The 22,533-nt window shown below is 47.1% G+C and carries 17 protein-coding genes; 5 read left to right on the forward strand and 12 right to left on the reverse strand.

Translation table 11 applies throughout. The annotated features are described in order from the left end of the window. Positions 1 to 17: 17 nt before the first annotated feature. Positions 18 to 491 (reverse strand): low molecular weight protein-tyrosine-phosphatase, encoded by a 474-nt coding sequence (locus LRP50_RS17360; protein WP_274165722.1) that lies wholly within the window; start codon positions 489 to 491, stop codon positions 18 to 20. A 282-nt stretch (positions 492 to 773) separates the two neighbouring features. Between LRP50_RS17360 and cobO the strand changes: the two genes are divergently transcribed. Then, positions 774 to 1,364, forward strand: a complete 591-nt coding sequence (gene cobO, locus LRP50_RS17365) for a cob(I)yrinic acid a,c-diamide adenosyltransferase (protein WP_274165723.1) — start codon at positions 774 to 776, stop codon at positions 1,362 to 1,364. A 123-nt stretch (positions 1,365 to 1,487) separates the two neighbouring features. Here cobO and LRP50_RS17370 read toward each other — a convergent pair whose 3' ends face one another. Further along, on the reverse strand, positions 1,488 to 2,540 hold the full coding sequence (locus LRP50_RS17370; protein ID WP_274165724.1) for a metal-dependent hydrolase: 1,053 nt from the start codon (positions 2,538 to 2,540) through the stop codon (positions 1,488 to 1,490). A gap of 266 nt (positions 2,541 to 2,806) precedes the next feature. Here LRP50_RS17370 and LRP50_RS17375 point away from each other — a divergent pair, with 266 nt between their 5' ends. Further along, the gene (locus LRP50_RS17375; RefSeq protein WP_028022765.1) at positions 2,807 to 3,250 is read left to right on the forward strand and encodes a CBS domain-containing protein; all 444 of its coding nucleotides are present in this window, start codon (positions 2,807 to 2,809) and stop codon (positions 3,248 to 3,250) included. Positions 3,251 to 3,328: 78 nt separating this feature from the next. Here LRP50_RS17375 and LRP50_RS17380 read toward each other — a convergent pair whose 3' ends face one another. From LRP50_RS17380 to apbC, 4 genes are all read right to left on the reverse strand, one after another. After that, positions 3,329 to 5,488, reverse strand: coding sequence for an AsmA family protein (locus tag LRP50_RS17380; RefSeq protein ID WP_274165725.1), 2,160 nt, complete (start codon positions 5,486 to 5,488; stop codon positions 3,329 to 3,331). 121 nt (positions 5,489 to 5,609) lie between these two features. Then, positions 5,610 to 6,191 carry a dCTP deaminase gene (dcd, locus tag LRP50_RS17385; protein ID WP_274165726.1) on the reverse strand — a complete coding sequence of 194 codons (582 nt, stop codon included), beginning with the start codon at positions 6,189 to 6,191 and terminating at the stop codon, positions 5,610 to 5,612. A 104-nt stretch (positions 6,192 to 6,295) separates the two neighbouring features. Beyond that, positions 6,296 to 6,937: a uridine kinase gene (udk, locus tag LRP50_RS17390; RefSeq protein ID WP_274165727.1), complete on the reverse strand. Its 642-nt coding sequence runs from the start codon at positions 6,935 to 6,937 to the stop codon at positions 6,296 to 6,298. A 171-nt stretch (positions 6,938 to 7,108) separates the two neighbouring features. Continuing rightward, complete coding sequence (gene apbC, locus LRP50_RS17395; protein ID WP_274165728.1) at positions 7,109 to 8,167, reverse strand: iron-sulfur cluster carrier protein ApbC; 1,059 nt, start codon at positions 8,165 to 8,167, stop codon at positions 7,109 to 7,111. 319 nt (positions 8,168 to 8,486) lie between these two features. On the opposite strand from apbC, the gene metG reads away from it, so the two are divergent. Both metG and LRP50_RS17405 read left to right on the forward strand, forming a co-directional pair. After that, on the forward strand, positions 8,487 to 10,538 hold the full coding sequence (metG, locus tag LRP50_RS17400) for a methionine--tRNA ligase (protein WP_274165729.1): 2,052 nt from the start codon (positions 8,487 to 8,489) through the stop codon (positions 10,536 to 10,538). 255 nt (positions 10,539 to 10,793) lie between these two features. Then, positions 10,794 to 11,621 carry a hypothetical protein gene (locus LRP50_RS17405; protein WP_274165730.1) on the forward strand — a complete coding sequence of 276 codons (828 nt, stop codon included), beginning with the start codon at positions 10,794 to 10,796 and terminating at the stop codon, positions 11,619 to 11,621. A gap of 363 nt (positions 11,622 to 11,984) precedes the next feature. Here LRP50_RS17405 and LRP50_RS17410 read toward each other — a convergent pair whose 3' ends face one another. The 6 genes from LRP50_RS17410 to lrp form a co-directional block, all read right to left on the reverse strand. Beyond that, complete coding sequence (locus tag LRP50_RS17410) at positions 11,985 to 13,547, reverse strand: methyl-accepting chemotaxis protein (RefSeq protein WP_274165731.1); 1,563 nt, start codon at positions 13,545 to 13,547, stop codon at positions 11,985 to 11,987. 328 nt (positions 13,548 to 13,875) lie between these two features. Further along, positions 13,876 to 15,162, reverse strand: a complete 1,287-nt coding sequence (serS, locus tag LRP50_RS17415) for a serine--tRNA ligase (RefSeq protein ID WP_274165732.1) — start codon at positions 15,160 to 15,162, stop codon at positions 13,876 to 13,878. A gap of 170 nt (positions 15,163 to 15,332) precedes the next feature. Continuing rightward, the gene (locus LRP50_RS17420) at positions 15,333 to 16,667 is read right to left on the reverse strand and encodes a replication-associated recombination protein A (protein WP_274165733.1); all 1,335 of its coding nucleotides are present in this window, start codon (positions 16,665 to 16,667) and stop codon (positions 15,333 to 15,335) included. Positions 16,668 to 16,785: 118 nt separating this feature from the next. After that, positions 16,786 to 17,385 (reverse strand): outer membrane lipoprotein periplasmic chaperone LolA, encoded by a 600-nt coding sequence (gene lolA / locus LRP50_RS17425; protein WP_274165734.1) that lies wholly within the window; start codon positions 17,383 to 17,385, stop codon positions 16,786 to 16,788. A 13-nt stretch (positions 17,386 to 17,398) separates the two neighbouring features. Continuing rightward, the gene (locus tag LRP50_RS17430) at positions 17,399 to 20,242 is read right to left on the reverse strand and encodes a DNA translocase FtsK (protein ID WP_274165735.1); all 2,844 of its coding nucleotides are present in this window, start codon (positions 20,240 to 20,242) and stop codon (positions 17,399 to 17,401) included. 489 nt (positions 20,243 to 20,731) lie between these two features. Continuing rightward, positions 20,732 to 21,226: a leucine-responsive transcriptional regulator Lrp gene (gene lrp, locus LRP50_RS17435; RefSeq protein WP_016961524.1), complete on the reverse strand. Its 495-nt coding sequence runs from the start codon at positions 21,224 to 21,226 to the stop codon at positions 20,732 to 20,734. 165 nt (positions 21,227 to 21,391) lie between these two features. On the opposite strand from lrp, the gene ald reads away from it, so the two are divergent. Beyond that, positions 21,392 to 22,507: an alanine dehydrogenase gene (gene ald, locus LRP50_RS17440; RefSeq protein ID WP_274165736.1), complete on the forward strand. Its 1,116-nt coding sequence runs from the start codon at positions 21,392 to 21,394 to the stop codon at positions 22,505 to 22,507. Positions 22,508 to 22,533 lie beyond the last annotated feature (26 nt).

Here is a 22,533-nt window from a genome sequence, read left to right on the forward strand (position 1 = left end):
ATATAAGGGAAATCACGCTATCCCAACTGGTTAAGCACTTCATCACTCGCCTGTTCAATTAAATCCAACGCCACTTCAAAACCGCGTCCACCACCAAAGTAGGGATCAGGGATTTCATTTAATTCAGAATGACTATGGCTGAGGAAAAGGGACAATTTATGTCGGTGTTCAGGGGGACAAATATCGATTAAGTCAGCCAGATTCGCCTTATCTGCCGCTAAGATTATGTCAAAGCGCTCAAAATCTTTGACATCAACCTGCCGCGAAGTAATCCCTGAGAAGTCATACCCTCTGGCTTCTCCTGCAGCTTGGCTACGTGGATCAGGGTTAGCGCCAGTGTGATACCCAATGGTGCCTGCTGAATCAACAATCACATCTAGGCCACGTGTCGCCGCTTTCGCTCTGAGTACAGCTTCTCCGGTCGGAGAGCGACAAATGTTACCCATACATACGACGAGAATTTTCGGTTTACTAAGATGATCAACCGACATTGGCACTCCATTCCTTTATCACGTTGAAAACACTGTAACCAATGAAGCAACAGAGCGCAAAGTAGACGTTCAATCGATGTTGAAAAGTTTGATCAAAAAATGTACTAGACACCATCGTTCCCATCAGTACATCTAGACGAGGATATTTTGACCAACCAGAGTTGAACATCACTTCTGTGCTTCCAAATATGACAAGGTTTGTTATGTTGTGATCCAAATGACTAAGGCCAACATATTGATTCGGCCGAGAAGCCAGCATGACAAGCAGAAAAGGAAAGCAAAATGAGCGACGAGCGCTATAAAGCCCGACAACAAAAAGTAAAAGAACAAGTGGACGAGCGTGTAGCTGCTGCTCAGATTGAGAAAGGACTTCTGCTAATCATCACCGGGAATGGCAAGGGAAAATCCACCTCTGGCTTTGGTGTCGTCACTCGCGCGACAGGCCATGGTCAGAAATGTGGTGTGGCTCAATTTATTAAAGGCACTTGGGAATGTGGAGAGCGAAATCTGCTTCAACAGTGCGGTGTTGAATTCCACGTCATGGCAACCGGCTTTACGTGGGACACACAAGACAAAGAGAACGATACGCGCGTGGCGCAAGAGATTTGGGTTGAATGTAAACGCATGCTTGCTGACCCAAGCTATGACGTCGTCTTGCTTGATGAAATGACCTACATGGTCACTTATGGTTATATCGACCTTGATGAAGTCGTCACTGCGTTAGAGAATCGCCCTAGTGAACAGTCCGTGGTCATTACTGGTCGCGCCGCCCACCGAACCCTAACTGATATGGCGGATACGGTATCGGAAGTACGCAATGTAAAGCACGCTTTTGATTCTGGTGTAAAAGTTCGTAAAGGCATCGATTGGTAGCAGGCGACCCCCTTTCTCGATAGCGCCGATGTACCCCAAAAAAAAGCCCCTCTCCAAATATCCGAATCAAAGGATACAAAGAACAGGGGCGTTTTCGCTTCAGCCAGTCACACTTAAAGTTGCTTACTGAATCGTCTCTTCAATTTGCTCTTCACGAAAACAGTCATGTTCGTTACACAGCAAGGCGTCGATGCTTTGTAAACCTAACAACCGCATCCACAGCGCAGGAATTTGCCTAGGTAAAACAGGGCCAGGATCAAGCTGCACTGGATCTACGAGCTGCCAGATCTGTTGGTCATTCTTTTCCGCCATTAAGAACTCAAACGGATGATACATCGCCATCCCCAATCGAAGATCCGTCACGGTCAACGTATTATCTTGCTGTTTAAATTGCACAAAACCACGGGTAAAGGCTTCAAACTGAGCCAATAACTCAGGTTCACTCGGGAACGGCCATTCACCACGAATCATAGGCATCCAGTCTATGACCGGATCTTCATCCAGCAACGAAGTAAGACCTTCCCAATATTTCTCATCATCTAGCACAACCACTCGCCACAGCACGGTATTGAACGGCGTCGGGGAAATGAAAACAGGCTGTCCTTCTAAATGCGTACCCGCGACGTTTTCCTCGACACGCTCTTGTACTTGGCCTAGAGCCACCAAGGACCACATCAAATAAAGGGTCGATATTGCTAAACCTGCCCCACACAATTTAGCGGCTCGACGACGCCAAATTAATGCCGCCAAAACGGGAATAAGTAACGGCAGTGTGTACAAGGGATCGATAATGAACATGCTAGATATTGCCACTGACGGTACATCTAACGGCCAAAAAAGCTGAGTTCCGTATGAGGTGAACGAATCCAATATCGGATGTGTAATCAAGGCCGCAGTGATCAGTGTGAGCAACTGAACGAAAGGCCATGATGCGGCAAAGAAACGCTTCCAAAACAGTGCTAGCACTACAGAGAACGGGATTAGAACAAACAAAGAATGGCTAAAACCACGATGTTTGATCATGTTGGATATGGGGTCGCCGTAATCCAACACCACATCTAAATCAGGCAATGTACCAAGCGCCGCTCCCGCTAATAACACCTTAGGGGTGCAGCGCTTGCCCGCCACTAAACCTGCAACAGCAGCGCCTAAGGCTGCTTGAGAAATCGAATCCATCTACGCGTGTATTCCTTTTTGTTCAATGCCGGAGCAACTCAAGATGTTTGTTCAGCGAAGACCCGATTCTAGCGAACCGAGCCAAGAGTGAAAGCAATTCCTTGGAATGAAACCGTTAATTATTGTTTCCTCCAGAATATTTATACCCAAACAACCTGAAGATGCAGGATTCAACGAGGTTGATTGGGTATATGAGTCACAGCTCTCAACATTTAGTCCTTACATTATGTAGGTTTAAAATTTGACCACATGGAGGATTCAATACGATGCCAGGAAAAGTTTCGGATTACATGACACGTAAACTTATCACCGTCAGCGCAGACACCGGTGTACGCGAAGCCTACTTTTTAATGCGAGACAAAGACATACGCCATCTACCGGTTACACAAGACTCGCAATTGGTTGGTATTATCAGCGACAGATCGCTGCGCCGCCCAAATTGGGCTGATGAAGCACCGGATATTGAACACCCTTATTTGTTGTCAGATGATCTGACTGTCGGTGACGTCATGATCAAAGATGTCATTACCTGCCGAACCTACGAAACCCTGTCGAAGGCCAATCAAACCTTGTTGGATTACAATGTCGGCGCACTGCCGGTGTTAGACAAAACCGATGATTTAGTCGGCATACTGTCTGCGGTTGATTTGCTGGAAGCGCTTCAAGACATGCTCAAAACTGAAAAACGAGCCAAAAAGCAGCGTGCGTAAGCCAACAAACCAAAAAAGCCGCGATAGCGGCTTTTTTAATGCAAAGTTTCAGACACTAACAGTTAGTTAAACAAACCTTTAGTTAAACAAACCTTTTAGCAACTTATCCGCCACGTTTTTCACTTTGTCATCGCCCGCTTTGTCACCAAGCAATTTCTCTAAGCCACGCTCAGCTTCTTTGCGCACCTTTTCTTCCAACACTTTATTACTGGTCAACAGTGCTTTGACATCTAGCTTGTAGCTTGGCGCTTGCCACGTGCCGCCAATCGCAACGGGAATGGTAACGTCTTTCAGCTCATCAATGTCTTTCCCGCCCTGTCCTTTGCTGGTTCCAACCACAGAGACAAACACCTCGAAGTCCAAATCTTCGCTGACCAGATTGGTTTGACCTTCACTACGAATACGCAGCGCGGGCGCTTCCATCTTCATGTTGCGCGTTGATGCAATGCCTTTACCTAGGTTAAAGGTCGCCGTTAGCGCACTGAAGTCTGTTTGACGAGCTTCCTCGACATAATCCGCACGCTTACCTTTTAGTGTCGCTTTGGCTTCACGAATCATTTCAGGGATGTTGATACCGTCAATGGAGCCATCTGCAAAGTTGATAGCCACAGTACCCGTGATGCCAGTGCGAAGACGTTTTTCTGACAAACCAACACCATTTACATTCACGTCAATGCTGCCACGACCAGACAAAATATCTTCGTTGGCTGCTGCCATTAGCAAAGGCTGAACGTTAACGTTTTTGATGTCTTTGGTGACACGATAGCGAGCAGGCGTTACCGTGGCATCCAACGAGCCTTCTGCAGACACTGAACCACCATAGAGCTTCGCATCAAATTGCTTTAGGTTGACCTTGCCACGGTTAACAGCAAATGCGGTCTTCACTTGGCTAACCTTTACATTGTTGGCGACCAATTCATCAATCGCGATTTCCCCTGCAATATCCAACCCCTTCAGGGCTGATAAGTCAGGCTCGACATCGCTCAATGGCGCTTTGGCAATAGCGGTGGCAGATTGGTCATTAGGCGCTGACGATGGCTTGGTTTCCGCAGGTTTTGAGACAGCAGGTTGTGCCGCCTCTGTGGTGTTGCCTAGAAACGCATCAAGATCAATCTTCGAACTATGAAGCGCGAAACGTACAGCGGGAATGTCGGCCAGCGCAACTGATGCATGACCATCAACCTCCAACTCATCAAGGCTGGCAACCAACTGACTCAGTGTTAACTTCTGCGTGTTGTTATTGAACGCCGCATCCGCTTTAAGGCTGATATTCATCTCTGGGCGCGGAAGTGATGCTCCAGCCAGCAGGGTCGAGATATCAATGCCAGTCGCTTGAATATTCGCTATCGATTTATCGACCAACACAGAGGCTTTACCTGACGTATCAAATGACATGTCGTTCGCCTTGCCTTTGGCAGAAAACGTCAAGGCCGCAGGCATTGCTAGTGCAACCTGATCGGCAGTGAGCGACAGGCTGTCTAGTTGAATATTGGCGTCATTCAAAGAAGCGGATAAAGACAGCTTACGAAGCTGTGACTCCATCGCCACTTTGTTCAGCATCGCTTCCATTTGGCCTTTCGCAGTAAATACCATGGCATTTTGCTTTCCTTCAACGTCAAACTCGACCGGCACCCAAGTGCCAGTGGTCAGCTTTCCGATATGAAGATTTAGCTGGCTAATTTCACTGATGGTATGAACCTTATCGTCGCGCACCACTGCACTGGCATTAACCACATCCAACCCACCAATTGTAATGGTCCATGCTGTAGCGGCTTGGCTATCACTGGCAGGTTCGGTGGTCGGCGTCTGTGACGCAGTCTCCGGCTCGCTATCTGTGGTCGACGCGTCTCCGGTCAGCCCATCAAGATTACTCTGCCCGTTTGGCAATGTTTGAATAAAGACATGGGCGCCATACAAGCTCACGAGACCAATGTCGAGTGTATCCGACATCAACGGCATCACAGCGACGGACAAGTCAGCGCGATCCAGTTTGAGCATATTTGGTTCAGCGAAACCTTGGGGGTTTTTAAATGCTAATTTTTCAACGGACAAACCTAAGCTCGGCCAGAAGCGCCAACTGATGTCACCGTCGATGACCAACTCTCGCCCTGTCGCTTTCTTCACTTCGTCAGCAATCAGCGGCTTAAAATCGTTAGGGTTGATAACCGCAACAAGCACACCTATCGCGACAACCACTAACATCACCAGTCCAAGAAGGATGTAGAGAAGCTTTTTCATGATGACAAACCGTTCCTTTTGAGATGCATTGAGATAACAGCAAAAGACTAACGAATTATGACGCAAATTTCTGCATCAAAACGCCTCGTTTCAGCGTATTTAAAAAACAAAGCGAAAAGATCTAATCTTCGTTGATCCGCGAGGCATCAGCTCCTTGCTGATTTTTGTACTTGGCATTTTCTCTTTTGTGATAAGGGCGTTCTGCAGGGCTTGTCATGGTTTCAAAACTCAGTGCGCCAATTGGCATACCCGGGCGCAGCGCCAAAGGCAAACGACCACTGTTGTAAAACTCCAACACAATACGACCTTGCCAACCTGGGTCAATCCTATGTGCCGTGACATGCACCATTAAACCCAGACGAGCCAATGATGAACGGCCGTCAAGCCAACCAACAATATCATCAGGCAAGGTCACTACTTCTTGCGTCACTGCTAATGCTAACTGCCCAGGATGAAGATAAAACGCCTCACCTTCGGCAATCTCTATTTCATCACTCATGACTTTATCGAGTTGTGCGGACACTTCTTCTTTCGGCCCAGACAAATCGATATAGGGCGCCCCATACTCTTGAAAGACTCGAAACTGGTTGCCAAGAGTCACATCGGCGGTCACACCCGAAATGGCCTCGTCATTGGGTCTGGGTTCAATGATAATGTGTCCACTGTCCAAGTATTCACGTATATGCTTGTCACTTAATCTCATCGCACGCTCCCTGCTTAAATTGCCACACAGCATTGACCATGTGCGGCTTAGGCTTCCCCAACCTCAAAGATAAAAAAAACCGGACTAAGCCGGCTTCTTTATTATTATGCTTTTAGCAATTTTGCTATATGTGCTTTTAGCACATCGATGGCAATACGGTTTTTACCGCCTCGCGGAACAATGATGTCCGCATACTGCTTAGATGGCTCAATGAACTGCATGAACATTGGGCGAACTGTGTTTTGGTACTGTTGAAGAACAGATTCCATTGTACGACCACGCTCTGCAACATCACGCTTCACGCGACGAAGTAAACAAATGTCCAGAGGCGTATCCATAAAGATACTCGCATGCATCAAATCACGCAGACGTGGATCAGTCAGTAGCAAAATACCTTCCAATATGATCACCTTCTTCGGCGTCAATGTGGTGCTCTCGTCCATACGAGTATGCTCGGCATAGCTATATTGTGGTACTTCTACGGCTTTACCTTCCGTCAGCGCTTGGAGATGCTTACAAAGCAAATCATGGTCCAACGCTTGCGGGTGATCGTAATTTGTCTTTACGCGATCTTCCATGCTGAGATGACTTTGATCACGGTAATAGCGGTCTTCCGTGATAACACCGATCTGATGATCGCCCACTTTTTCTTTCAGTTCCTGATAGATGGTGCTGGCGATCAGACTTTTACCAGATGCAGATGCCCCTGCAATACCGATAATGACACATTGGTTGTTGTCACTCATATATGAATACCCGGAAGTTTGGCGAGAAATAAACCGCCTGATTATAGGGAGTTGGATGCGCTCACGCCATCAAAATATGTGATGAACATCTCAAATAAAAGTAAGATGCGCAATGTTTCACCAAGCTGCACGCGATTTGCGCATCAATTCACCCTTTCAACACGGCCCTCATTACTCACCCAATGTGGTGATGGAGATTTGCTCTGGTGCAGTTTCTCCGCTCCAAAAGAGCTGGCAAGCAACGCGCAACGCTAACTGACGGTAGATAGCCGCATGTTCGCTATCAGGTTTCGACGTGACAGTAGGGCTACCTGCATCAATGTCTTCACGAATACTCATGTGCAGAGGCACTTGCGCCAGAACGGATAAATCCAGACTCTCTGCCATTTTCTGTGCGCCGCCTTGCCCAAAGATGGCTTCGTGATGCCCACATTGGCCACAGATGTGATAACTCATGTTTTCAACCACACCCAGCACAGGCACTGCCACTTTATCGAACATGGAGACGCCTTTTATTGCATCCGCCAGGGCTAAGTCTTGCGGCGTTGTCACGACAATTGCCCCTGTGATAGGAAATTGCTGCGCCATACTCAAGGCAATATCTCCCGTCCCTGGCGGCATATCCACGACAAGGTAATCCAAATCAGGCCAACGGGTTTCATTCACCAATTGTGCAAACGCTTTTGAAGCCATGGGGCCACGCCACACCATGGCATTTTCATCAGGCACTAGATAACCGATGGAGTTACTAAACAGACCATGAGCCTCGACAGGCTCCATGTTTTTACCATCAAGGGTAACAGGTTGCTTACCTTTGGTTCCCAGCATAATAGGAACCGAGGGCCCATAAATATCCGCATCAAGTATGCCAACGTTGGCGCCTTGAGCATGCAACGCCAACGCAAGATTCACCGACGTGGTAGATTTACCGACCCCCCCTTTCGCTGAACTCACCACAATCACGTTTTTCACACCTTTGATCAACGCTTTGTCACCTGCCTTAATCGGCGCGACACGCTGTGTGAGCGTAAAACTGGGGACAGATGTGCCATTGGTTTTCTGAACGGTTAACCATGCGTCGAGCTCAGTAATGAGTTCTCCAGCAGCAAAGGGAAACGTCACAGTCACGTCACCTTGTTTTGACTCAAGCACGATACCTGGATGGCTTGCCCAATCAGAGATCAATCCAGGATGTTGAAACTGATTAAGCAAATCGACGACGGCAGACATATCAATCCCTCTATGTATGAATACGCCCACTCACAAGCAAATGGACGATATATTTCGAGTATATCGAGTTAGTCAAACTCGATTTTCATAGCCTAATGAAATTTAAACGAAAGCGCACGATTTTCATCCTGCAGTTAAAGAATACATTCGCTGTAACAAGACGGCGTCCGACCCATAAGAAACAAAATACCAATGAAAGGAGCACATCACGACAGCTTAAGCAGGTGTTTACTTGGGTTACGCTAGGCATTCCCACCCGTATCAGGTAATATTTGCGCCATTCATTCGATTCATTTGTCAAAAGCGAACTAACTAAATTATGGCTGCAAACCAACGTAAAATTCTGGTTACCTGTGCCCTGCCTTACGCTAATGGCTCCATCCATTTGGGTCATATGCTTGAGCACATTCAGGCAGACGTATGGGTGCGTTATCAGCGCCTGCGTGGCAACACTGTTAATTTCATTTGTGCCGACGATGCACACGGTACCCCTATCATGCTGAAAGCACAGCAATTGGGTATTGAGCCGGAAGCCATGATTGCGGCAATGCAGAAAGAGCATGAGACGGATTTCGCTGGCTTTGACATCAGCTTTGACAACTACCATAGCACTCACAGTGAAGAAAACCGTGAGCTGGCTTCGTACATCTACACCCAGTTGAAGAACAACGGCTTCATCAATAGCCGTTCAATCTCTCAACTGTTCGACCCAGAAAAAGAGATGTTCCTTCCGGACCGCTTCGTCAAAGGGACTTGCCCGAAATGTGGCGCCGAAGATCAATACGGTGATAACTGCGATAACTGTGGTGAAACCTACAGCCCGACTGATTTGATCAACCCAAAATCAGCGGTCAGCGGCGCAACACCAGTCATGAAGGACTCGGTACACTTCTTCTTTGACTTGCCACAATTCGCCGACATGTTGAAAGCGTGGACCACCTCAGGTGCGCTTCAAGACGAAACGGCAAACAAGATGGCCGAGTGGTTTGAAACGGGTCTGCAACAGTGGGATATCTCACGTGATGCACCTTACTTCGGCTTTGAAATTCCTGGCGAACCAGGCAAATATTTCTACGTATGGCTAGACGCGCCAATCGGCTACATGGGTTCATTCAAGAACTACTGTAACAAGAACAGCGACGTCGACTTTGACGAATACTGGAAGAAAGACAGCACGACTGAGCTTTACCACTTTATCGGTAAAGACATTGTCTATTTCCACAGCCTATTCTGGCCTGCCATGCTGGAAGGCGCTGGTTTCCGTAAGCCAACCAATGTGTTTGTTCACGGCTATGTGACAGTTAACGGCGCAAAAATGTCGAAATCAAAAGGAACGTTCGTGAAAGCGAGCACCTACTTGAAGCATTTGGACCCTGAGTGCCTGCGCTACTACTACACGGCGAAACTCAACAACCGCATTGATGACCTTGATTTGAACTTGGACGATTTCGTTCAGCGCGTGAACTCAGATATCGTGAACAAAGTGGTCAACCTCGCATCACGCAACGCTGGCTTCATCGCTAAGCGCTTCGACGGTCAGCTATCCGCTGAATGCGTAGAGCCTGAGCTTTACGCTGAATTTGCGGGTGCAGCAGATCGTATCGGCGATCTATACGAGAAACGCGAGTTTAGCCGTGCTATCCGTGAAGTTATGGCATTGGCCGACAAAGCGAACCAGTACGTGGATGAAAAAGCGCCGTGGGTTGTCGCAAAAGAAGAAGGCAAAGATGCTGAGCTTCAAGCGATCTGTTCAATGGGCATTAACTTGTTCCGTGTGCTGATGGCATACCTGAAACCAGTTATGCCAGAACTGGCAAAACGAACGGAAGCATTTTTGAACGAAACACTGACGTGGGAAGGCATTGCTCAACCACTCACAGGCCACGCTGTTAGCCCGTTCAAAGCACTGTTTAGCCGCATCGATCCGAAACACGTTGAAGCCATGGTTGAAACGTCAAAAGAAGATGCTGCAGCTGAGAAAGCGCTCGCAGAAAAAGCGGAAGCAAACAAAGCAAAAAGCCCATTGGTAGAAGAACCTATCGCTGCTGAAATTGAGTTCGATGATTTTGCCAAAGTCGACCTTCGCATCGCGAAAATCATCTCTTGCGAGTCTGTGCCAAAAGCAGACAAGCTGCTTAAATTCCAATTGGACCTAGGCGGCGAAACTCGCCAAGTGTTCTCTGGTATTAAATCAGCCTATAACCCAGAAGATTTGGTCGGCAAATACACGGTTGTGGTTGCTAACCTCAAGCCGCGCAAAATGAAGTTCGGTATGTCTGAAGGGATGATTCTTGCTGCTGGCCCTGGTGGCAAAGACCTATGGTTGCTTGAACCTCACGAAGGTGCTCAAGCCGGTATGCGTGTGATGTAATCGCCGCTGTCGTCGCAGCCACAAACTGCACACAATAAAAAGAGGGAGCCAGATTGGCTCCCTTTTTTGTCTTCATTTTGGCCTATCACTTTCAGAGACCATGATCACATTTATTGCACCGTGTTGGTTCGTTAATGCATCAAGGATGAACACGCCACCCACAAGAAAACACTTAAACCTATGATTTAAAACAAAAACAACAATTGGCATATGACCTGCAATATCTGTTCAGGCTCTCAATCTGAGGAAAGAAATATGTCTCTATTACGTGCAATCACTCCAACTTGGTTAATACAGCTTGGCAAAAGCATGTCCAGCACAAAAGAAACGCGTAGAGAACAATATCGTTCACAAATCAACAGCCTGCGCTCGCTGTTGTGGATGGTTCACGAACACAATACTCGTTATGTTCGCTGCCCTCAGTCACCTCAAGCTTCTAAAGCACGTGATGACATACGCGAGTATTGTGAGGAAATGCAAACATCATGCAGCAATCCTCAACGACCTCTATTTCGAGTGTTAAACGCACGTATGGAGCAAGCTCTGTCGGCACTGCCTAACCAGACCAAGCCGAGTTGGTATGCCATTCACCACAGAACCTCTGATCATCTCATTTATATCATTGATGAAATAGCCCGCTCATACCTTGCCGAAAGCAAGCACGATGCAATGTATGAGGAATACCAAGCATTTTGGCAAACATGGATAGATACCAAAGAATCTCAATTACGTTTTGAACAAGCCACCATGCGTTTGATAGAAGGAAAAATGGCCTCATGGCAATCAGTGAGTCTGCAAAGCCGAATTCTACAAAAGCGCATGCATCAACTATCACTCATTTCGAGTTCTGAAGTGTCCTTGGCATTTGACCGCATCGATAATCAATTTGACTCAATTGTTCAATCGAAAGAGGGAGACGTACCCGCATCCTCCTTAGTTAAAATCAGCCAAGACTTGAGTGTTGTCCTCCTTCACCTCTTTGATCAGGAACTGACAATACGTACCAATGATGCTCTGATGGAAAAGAATCACAAAGCCAAGACAACCGTGCATGCTCTTCCTGACCCTAATCAAAGCGCATAATATTGATGAGTCTACGTGCATCAAACTAGCCAAGAAAACACCCTACGCAACCTGATGTTATGATTCAGAGATCATCAGGTTGCGTGGTTCTTTAGCGCCTTGGGTACCAGGTTTTTTGAATGTAGGTTTCTTGAATGTCAGGCCCTTAAATACCAGGTTCCTTGGACTTTGGACTTTGGACTTTGGACTTTGGACTTTGGACCTTGGACCTTGGACCTTGGACCTTGGACCTTGGACCTTGGACCTTGGACCTTGGACCTTGGACCTTGGACCTTGGACCTTGGACAAGAATATAGGGGTTGGACAATAGCGTGAAATGAAAAAAGCCAGCATATGCTGGCTTTTGGATAGTGTAAGGTGTCATCAACCAATACGTCGGAACTGCATCACCAATCGCTTCTGCTCAGCGAGAGCTTGGAACAACCTCTCTGCCTCTTCTACCGACTCCCTCGATATTGAGATGGTATGTTGAGAAAGCTCAGACACAGACTGAATGTTACCGTTCATCTCATTGGATACTGCAGCTTGCTCTTGCACCGCTGTCGCAATTTGATGGTTTCTATCGTTAATATCAGTCACCAACTCTTGAGAGCGCCTTAGCACATCACCTGCCTGCTCCGCGCTGACAACACATTCTTCTGACAAAGTGGTACCGCGAGACATCGCATCAACCGCTTGCTGCGTCCCATTCTGAATTTTTGAAATCACATCCTGAATTTCAGACGTTGACTCCTGAGTACGCTGTGCCAATGCACGAACTTCATCAGCAACAACCGCAAAGCCTCGACCTTGCTCGCCAGCACGTGCCGCTTCAATCGCAGCATTGAGAGCCAGTAAGTTGGTCTGCTCTGCGATGCCCTGAATAACATCGGAAACGGCACCAATGCGCTTTCCATGTTCTTCGAGTTCAGAAATCACGCTGGAAGCAGAGTTAAGCTGTTTTGCCAGGTTCTGAATCGCATCGACGGTTTTACCCACCGTTTCCATGCCTGCCAATGTCGCATCTTGTGCTTCCAACGCTGCGTCAGATGCGCTCTGCGTATTACCTGACATGTCATTAGCGGTGGCTGACATTTGATTGATAGCCGCTGCAATCTGATCCGTTTCTGCATTCTGCCTATCAAGGTTACCAGCGGTTCTTTCGCCGTTTTCTTTCGCAGTGCTTGCAGCATTAAGTACTTGATCACTGCCATCCATGATTCGACCTACAATAGCGTTCAGCTCTGCCGCTCGCATTTTCAGGGCCAATTCAATCTCGGAGACATCATCAATGGCACCATTATATAAATATTCCATCAGCGGGTTGTCATACGCTTCTTTAGCTAGCGAAGTCACCGCTTCTAATCGCCGAGTCAGCATGAAAATCGCGACAACTGACACGACCAGTTGAACCGCAACGGATGCCACAAACCCAGCGAAGAACCCTGCAGCACCCGCCAATATTGCGCCAAGAACAAACCATATCAATGCTCGCTGCCACAAACGGGTACGGGGCATTTTCAATGCCGAAGGCGTTTTACCTGCCAATAATTGCGGATAAACCTTTTCTGCCCGCTCAACACTTTTTCTGTCCGGAACCATCCGAACCGACTGATACTCAACGATCTCACCGTTTTTCTTAATAGGCGACGCAAACGCATTCACCCAATAATGATCACCATTGCTCGAACGATTTTTCACCAACCCCATCCAAGAGCGACCACTTTTAATGTAGTCCCACATGTTCTCGAACGCCGCCGGCGGCATGCTTGGATGGCGAACCATGTTATGAGGCTGTCCAACAAGTTCCTCTTGGGTATAACCTGCAACTTCACAAAATTCTTTACTTACGTACTTAATAATACCGCGAGTGTCAGTGGTGGAGAGTAGGTTGTAGTCAATAGGGAAACGTACTTCCTTTTCTGTCACTGGATTGTTGATTCGCATACAACACTACCTTTCAGTTATTGAGACTTTTACCTAATAAGTAATGTTAGTCCATTAATTGAGAATGTAATGAGAAGGTTGTGATTAATTAGTCACTTACGTAAGGCGGGATATAAATAAATCTTTATTTTCAACATCTTACTGATAAGAATAAAGTGAAGATTCAAACAATTGGAAGATGGCATCAAAACACATAGGTGGAAAAACAGAACTGAGTGGCAGATTTTGGTATCACGACATATAAAAAAACCGACAACAAAGTGTCGGCTTTATAATTCAGTATATCCAACCACGTTAGTCAGCGGATATACAAGTGATCAACTTGGAATTAACCAATATGCGTTGCGCCACCCATGTATGGGCGAAGTACTTCTGGCACTTCAATACGACCATCTTCAAGCTGATAGTTTTCCAGAATCGCTACCATGGTACGGCCAACAGCCAAACCAGAACCGTTTAGTGTGTGCAGTAACTCAGGTTTGTTCGCACCTTTACGGCGGAAACGCGCTTGCATACGACGTGCTTGGAAATCCGTCATGTTTGAACATGATGAAATTTCGCGGTACGTGCTCTGAGCTGGAACCCACACTTCGAGATCGTAGGTTTTAGCTGAACCAAAGCCCATATCACCAGTACAAAGAATCACTTTGCGGTAAGGCAGATTCAATAACTGAAGGACTTTCTCAGCATGACCAGTCAATTCTTCCAACGCTGCCATTGAATCTTCTGGTTTCACGATTTGTACCAATTCAACTTTGTCGAATTGGTGCATACGGATCAAGCCACGGGTATCACGACCATATGAGCCAGCTTCTGAACGGAAACAAGGCGTGTGAGCCGTCATGCGGATCGGCAAGTCAGCTTCGTCAACGATGGTATCGCGAACCATATTTGTCAACGGCACTTCTGCTGTCGGGATCAGCGACATACCAACACCTTCTTCGGTAGCTGGTTGAGTGTGGAACAAATCTTCACCAAACTTTGGTAGCTGACCAGTACCAAATAGGCTGTCTGCATTGACCAAATACGGAACATACATTTCGGTGTAGTCATGTTCAGTGGTGTGAAGATCAAGCATGAATTGGGCAATAGCACGATGTAGACGCGCCATTTGGCCTTTCATTACGATAAAACGAGAACCAGATAGTTTGACCGCACTTGCGAAATCTAAACCACCAGAAAGCTCACCAAGATCAACATGGTCTTTCACTTCAAAGTCATACGACTTAGGCTCACCCCAAACAGAAATTTCTACGTTTTCAGATTCATCTTTGCCTACTGGCACAGCGTCATCAGCAACGTTAGGAACGGCTTGTACAATCGCGTTCAATTCATTTTGAAGATCAGCCAACTCAGCTTTTGCTTTGTTTAGCTCTTCGCCAAGGTTTTCAACATCTGCCAGCAAAGGCTGGATATCTTCGCCCTTCGCTTTCGCCTGACCAATGGACTTGGAACGTGCGTTACGCTCTGCTTGAAGTTCTTCAGTACGAACTTGCAGCGATTTACGCTTTTCTTCAAGATCGCGGAGTGTGTCGACGTCAAGCTTAAAGCCACGACGCGCCAATTTTTCAGCTGTTGCGTCCAGCTCGGTACGAAGCAGTTTAGAATCCAGCATGTTAATCCTGTGAATCGTTATCTAACAGTGCCTGAAAAAGAGTTAACGCTGCCACGCACTAATATGACAACGCCAATATGAAAGGATCTTGCCCCAGTCTTTTGCGACATTTCATTCGGAAACAACGGGGTCTTAAGGGCTTAAACAATACCCAAAATACCCTCTTTTTCCTAGCGTTTTTGGGGGCTATTTGCGTCTAATTGGTCAAGAAATGCCAACTTCTCAGCGATTTTAATTTCAAGCCCACGATTTACGGGTTCGTAGTATCGTGTGCCTTTCATTTCCTGAGGGAAATAGCTCTCACCCGCGGCATACGCATTTGGCTCATCATGGGCGTAACGATAACCGTCGCCATAACCCAAATCCTTCATCAGACTGGTTGGCGCATTGCGAAGATGATTGGGAACTTCAAAGTCGGGATGCATTTTTGCATCACGAAGCGCCTGTTTCCAACCGACGTACACGGCATTACTTTTTGGCGCACAAGCTAGATAAACTGCCGCCTGCGCTATGGCTCGTTCACCTTCGGATGGCCCAACACGCGTGAAACAATCCCATGCGCTGATAGCAACTTGCATCGCTCTTGGATCGGCATTCCCCACATCTTCCGATGCTATTGCAAGTAGCCGCCTTGCCACATATAAAGGATCGCCGCCTGCGGTGATAATACGGGCATACCAATACAAGGCTGCGTCAGGGTCTGAGCCGCGAACCGATTTATGAAATGCGGATATCAAGTCGTACCATAGGTCGCCCTTATTATCGAATCTCGCGATTTTCTCCCCTGCCACTTCAGCAAGAAGTTCTAGGGTAATGCGCTTATCCCCTTTATCGTCAGCCTCGACCATGTCTGACAACATTTCGAGGTAGTTGAGCGTCATCCTTGCATCACCCGATGTGAAGTTTGCTAGATGCTCTTTCACATCCTCAGGGAATACGAGGTTTTCACCACCCAACCCTCTATTTTTATCAGTCAACGCCTGTTCTATCACCTCAAGAATGTCTTCTTTATCGAGTGACTTCAGCTTATAAACACGCGCTCGCGACAACAATGCATTATTGAGCTCAAACGACGGGTTCTCCGTCGTCGCGCCAATAAACGTTACAGTGCCATCTTCAATATGCGGCAAAAATGCATCTTGCTGGCTTTTGTTAAAGCGGTGGACTTCGTCGACAAAAAGAATCGTTCTTCGCCCCACCAACTTGTTTTCACGCGCTTTATCTATGGCTAAACGAATGTCTTTCACCCCAGAGGTCACTGCCGACACGCGCTCAATTTCAGCGTCTGCGTAGCCCGCTGCCACTTCTGCCAAGGTGGTTTTTCCTGTTCCGGGAGGCCCCCACAAAATCATGGAATGCAGTTGCCCACTCTCCAATGCACGGCGTAACGGTTTCCCTTCACTAAGAAGGTGTTTTTGACCAATATATTCGGAAAGATTCGTCGGACGCATGCGTGCAGCAAGAGGGCGAAAATCGTCCGCAAATTCCAGACTGAAATTACTCACAAGCAGGACTCTCGGTTTGGGGAGCGAGGTGTTAACTTAGCATGACTAAGCCAAACACCTCACATGATAGTGATATTACGTAAGGGCGATAGTTCGCCGCAGAGAGGCATTTTATTGTTTATTGACGCTGGTCGTCCAGTTCTACACCTTCTGGCACCGTGAAACGAAATAGCGCATCGCTAGGCGATACATTCTTGACATTTTGCAGCGCGAAACGGCTCGTTTGTCCATCTTGTTCAACCACAGCAAACTCTGAAATACGTCCATCTGGTTGAACATCCACAACAAACTCACCCAAATTACCCGTTTGCTTTGGTGACAGAACAAAGGTGTCACCGTCTTGCTTGACGTTGTAGTTACCCCAATCTTTAGGATCATTTCGTGTCAGCAATACAAAAGGTGTTTGTGATGTCGCATCGTCAAGCCACATTGCGGTAACTTGCTCAATAAACGGGCTGTAGTACCAAAGGGTTTTCCCGTCTGATACGAGGATGTTTTCATCCGGCATCACAGTTTCCCAATTGAAAAGATTGGGGCGCTTCATGGCAAGAGTACCTTCACCCTCACTAATGACCTCGCCATCAGGGCTGGTGACGATTTGCTCAAAGTTTGCAGTGAAGCTATTTAGCTTTGCCAAACGTGTGTTCAGTTCTTGTTGTGGTGTTGCAAATACTGCCGGTGCCACCAGCAGCAAAGACATCAACATCATCTTTTTCATTTATGGTTTCCGATTAATCTCTTGGCGGTGGTGGCGGAGCCAACACCTCACGATTTGAGTTATGACCCGGTGCGCTAACAATGCCTTGTACTTCCAACTGTTCGACAATACGCGCCGCTCGGTTGTAGCCAATTTTAAAACGACGCTGCACACCAGAGACTGACGCTCTGCGAGATTCAGTCACAAATTCAACGACCTGATCAAACAACTGATCAAGCTCTTCTCCATCCCCGGCACCCGCGGCTTCTCCAGGCAATAGGCCTTCTGCACCTTGATCACCATTGGTAATGTCGGTGATGTACTGCGGTTTCCCTCGCGCCTTCCAGTTGCTCACCACTCGGTGTACTTCGTCATCATTCACAAACGCACCATGGACACGTGCAGGATGATTCGAGCCGTTTGGCATAAATAACATGTCACCCATACCAAGTAGAGATTCAGCACCGCCTTGGTCCAAAATGGTACGAGAGTCAGTTTTAGTAGAAACAGTAAACGCCATACGAGTTGGAATATTAGCTTTAATCAAGCCGGTAATAACATCCACTGATGGTCGCTGTGTTGCGAGTACAAGGTGAATACCTGCGGCTCGCGCTTTTTGCGCCAAACGCGCGATGAGCTCTTCAACCTTTTTACCAACAACCATCATCAAGTCGGCAAATTCATCAACGATGACGACGATATATGGCAGTTTTTCCAGCGAAGGGGCTGTTTCATCCATGCTATCACCTGGACTCCAAAGTGGATCAGGAATTGGATGGTCAGCGTCTGCCGCTTCTTTGACTTTGTCATTAAAGCCCGCAATGTTTCTGACACCGAGCATGGACATAAGTTTATAACGACGTTCCATTTCGGCCACACACCAACGCAGTGCATTGCCTGCGTCTTTCATGTCAGTAACCACTTCGGTTAATAGGTGTGGTATCCCTTCATAAACCGAAAGCTCAAGCATTTTCGGGTCAATCATGATGAAGCGAACATCTTCTGGACCCGCTTTGTACAACATGCTGACAATCATGACGTTAACGCCCACGGATTTACCAGAACCTGTCGTACCTGCAACAAGCATGTGTGGCGCTTTCGCCAAATCGGTAACAATCGCTTCGCCGGCAATGTCTTTACCCAAAACCACAGAAAGTGGCGACTTCGAGTTTTGGAATCGCTCACTCGCAACCACATCAGACATAAACACGGTTTCACGGCTATTGTTAGGCAACTCTAAGCCAATGTAAGGCTTGCCAGGAATCACATCGACAACTCGCACTGCACTGGTCGATAAAGAGCGTGCAATGTCTTTTGATAGCCCCATAATTCGACTGACTTTTACACCAGGTGCCAATTCAAGTTCAAATCGCGTGATCACCGGCCCAGGGAAAATACCTTTCACCGTGACTTTGATTTTGTATTCTTCCAAGCGTGTTTCTATCAACTGCGCTTGGTATTGCAACTCTTCATCCGTCGCGCGCGTTGCCGTATTGCGTGGAGGATCCAGCAAATCCAATGTCGGTAAGGGTTCTGCTGGCTTAGGTAAGTTTGGTTCATCTTTCACTAAAAACGGATGCAGTGCTCCCGCTGCATTTTTCTGAGCTTCGCGGATGGTTTCCATAAATGGGTCATCATCGGGGATCACGGATGTCGCCTGAGCGCGGTCAAGTTCTGATAAACCGTCCGTATTACCAATGGCAATGTCATGTCGCGGCTCATGATCCAACTCAAGATTATCGACATCAAATGCCGAGTCATTCTCGCGCGTATCCTCTGTGTCGTCGTAGTCAAAAGGAGGCTCGTCGTCCATAGACTCATTCGGTTCATGCACTACCGGCGTATCCATCATCAACACATCATCAGGCTCAAAGCCAACGTCACTCTTCTGCGCAATATGAACAGGATCATCACTAATGACTTGAGTGACATCTTCAACGCGAAGATCGCTGTCGGTTGGAATAAATTCAGGCTCAGGTGCGATGTCGTGCTCAGGTTCAAAATCCGAAGTAATAACGGGCTCTTTACGCTCAACAATAACTGGGACTGGGGTGTGTATCACTGGCTTATCAGAGCGACGAGCACTATCTGCTTTATCGTCAACACGTTGAGGCTTGCTCAATGCAGTAATATCAGTCAATTCGAGTTCTTCATCATTCAAAGATGAGGAGAACAAGGGATCGGTGAGATCGATATCAGCGGTATCCGCATCCGACGTATCAACTGTCGCGCCCAAGGTTTGTGCCTTATCACCACGGGCTCTATTCACAAGCCAAGTGACTGACGACAGGGTTTTCTCACCCAAGGTATCGACAATCGTTAACCATGAAATACCCGTAAAAAGCGTAAAACCCGCCGCCCACAAGAACATCAAGACCAGAGTTGTACCCAGCACATTAAACAACGGTAAGGAAAGAGCGGTCAGCACATCACCCACGACGCCACCGGACGAGAAATACCAGAAATCATCAAAATTCAGATCAGCCAAACCACTGCTGGTCAGCAACAGTAAAACGACACCCAGAATTTTGGTTGCAAGAATGGTGTAATTAAGAGGCTCACTTTCTCCTCGGCGACGAAATACTACCCACCCTGCAAGAAGAAGCAAGAATGGCATTGGGTAAGCTAATGTACCTAACGCAAAGAAAAAGGTATCAGCAACCCAAGCTCCCGCGCTACCTGCTGCATTTTGAACAGGACCATCCCAAGCTGTTTGTGACCATGATGGATCGGAGGAATCGTAACTAAGAAGGGAAACCAGCATGAACACAGCAGACAACAACGCAAGAATCAATGCGCTCTCTTTCAAACGTTGTTTTCCATTTAAACGACGTGAGGTGTCTGTCTGTTTCTGCTCCTGACGCAAGAAGAACTCCATTATCACCTATCTTTCAAAATTTAAGCCCCAAAGTGAGGGTTATGGCTTTATACCCAATCAACCTGAAGATGCTCGATTTCAGAGGCCATCAGTGCGTTCAGTTCAAGGCAAATTCTTGTAGGAATAGTCATTCTATTTTACAGGAACTTAACGATGAAGTGGACGCACTGAGGGCCTCCCTTCGGGCGAGTTTACTGACGCCATGCTCGGTGTTATCCCTTTTTGATGGAGATCACTACATCGGCAAAGGGACGCCTAGATCATAACGTCAGTAAACCTCGCTGAATCCTGCATCTTCAGGTTGTTTGGGTATATGATTATTCATTATTTGCCGAAGACACGAAGGAAGAAATAACCATATTCCCTCTTTCAACGCCCTTTACTTGCAAAAGTGTACACCAAACAAAAAAACAAACCGAGCAGCAAGCTACTCGGTTTGTAGAATATAACACTAATGTCAGCCCTCTTTGTTCGAGGTGCGTGAGCTTTTTAACGCGTTTTGATAACCAAATGGTTAGTTTGCTTCACTTCTTCCATCACGACATAAGTTCGAGTGTCGTTGACTCCAGGTAGACGAAGCAACGTCTCACCCAAAAGCTTACGGTATGCTGACATGTCCGACACGCGGGTCTTCAGCAAGTAGTCAAAATCACCTGAGACTAAGTGACACTCTTGGATATCTTCGAGTTGTTGAACGGCCTTGTTAAACTGTTCGAACACATCCGGCGCACCACGGTTCAGGGTAATCTCAACAAATACCAGCAATGAAGCATCGAGGAACTGAGGGTTCAACAATGCGGTATAACCACTGATATAGCCTTGTCTTTCTAAACGACGAACACGTTCCAGACAGGGGGTTGGAGAAAGTCCTACACGCTTAGACAGTTCAACGTTTGAAACGCGACCATCTTTTTGCAGTTCATTAAGGATATTTCTGTCAATGCGGTCCAATTCCTTGGAGGGTTTCTTTTTGGCGTCAACCATTTTTTATTCCACCTTATTACTTCCTTGCAATGTAAAATGCCATTTTCTTTAACATAACTTATGTTTTTAGCATCAAATCCGTCTTTTTGCGAACTATACTAGCTCTAAATACAACAATACTACAAAACAACAGCTAATAACTCTATATTGAAGCGAGGAATCAGGATGATCATTGGTGTACCTAAAGAGATAAAAAATCATGAATACCGTGTGGGCATGGTGCCTGCCAGCGTACGCGAGCTCGTTTCCCATGGTCATACTGTGCACGTCCAGTCACAGGCAGGAATGGGGATCGGCTTCAGCGATGATGACTACGTCAATGCCGGCGCTTCTGTTCTTCCAAGTGCGAAAGAAGTGTTTGCCACTGCTGAAATGATTGTCAAAGTTAAAGAGCCGCAGGCTGTTGAAAGAGCCATGCTTCGCGAAGGGCAGATATTGTTTACCTATTTGCACCTTGCACCAGATTTTCCACAGACACAAGACCTTATCAAGAGCAAAGCTGTCTGTATAGCCTATGAAACCGTAACAGATTCTAAAGGTCGATTGCCACTTTTGGCGCCGATGTCTGAGGTCGCTGGTCGCATGTCTATTCAAGCGGGTGCACAAGCATTGGAGAAATCTCGAGGCGGTGCAGGCATGCTGCTTGGCGGCGTACCTGGGGTTGAACCCGCGAAAATTGTGGTCCTTGGCGGAGGTGTCGTTGGTTCAAACGCAGCGCGTATGGCGGTTGGTATGCGTGCGGATGTTTCCATTTTGGATCGCAACATTGATACGCTAAGAGCGCTAGATGAAGAATTTCAGGGGCGCGCAAAAGTACTCTACTCAACAGAAGAAATTCTTGAAAAACACGTTCTCGCCGCAGATTTGGTCATCGGAGCAGTGCTAATTCCAGGTGCAGCAGCACCAAAACTCGTCAATGCGGGACATATCAAAAAGATGAAACCGGGCGCTGCCGTTGTCGATGTTGCTATTGACCAAGGTGGCTGCTTTGAAACATCACACGCCACGACGCATGCTGATCCGACTTACATTGTGGATGATGTCGTCCACTACTGTGTCGCCAACATGCCAGGTGCAGTCGCCCGTACGTCAACGTTCGCACTGAACAATGCAACATTACCTTATATCGTGAAACTGGCTAACCTTGGCTACCGTGATGCACTGCTCAGTGACGAAGGCTTACTAAAAGGCCTGAATGTCATTGACGGTAAGGTAACGATAAAAGAAGTCGCTGACGCCTTTAATCTCGACTATCTAGACCCACGTGCTGCAATCTCATAATCCACAACCAATCAAAGTGTAATATG

The sequence above is a fragment of the Enterovibrio gelatinilyticus genome (assembly GCF_028683095.1).
GTDB classification, from domain to species: Bacteria; Pseudomonadota; Gammaproteobacteria; order Enterobacterales; family Vibrionaceae; genus Enterovibrio; species Enterovibrio gelatinilyticus.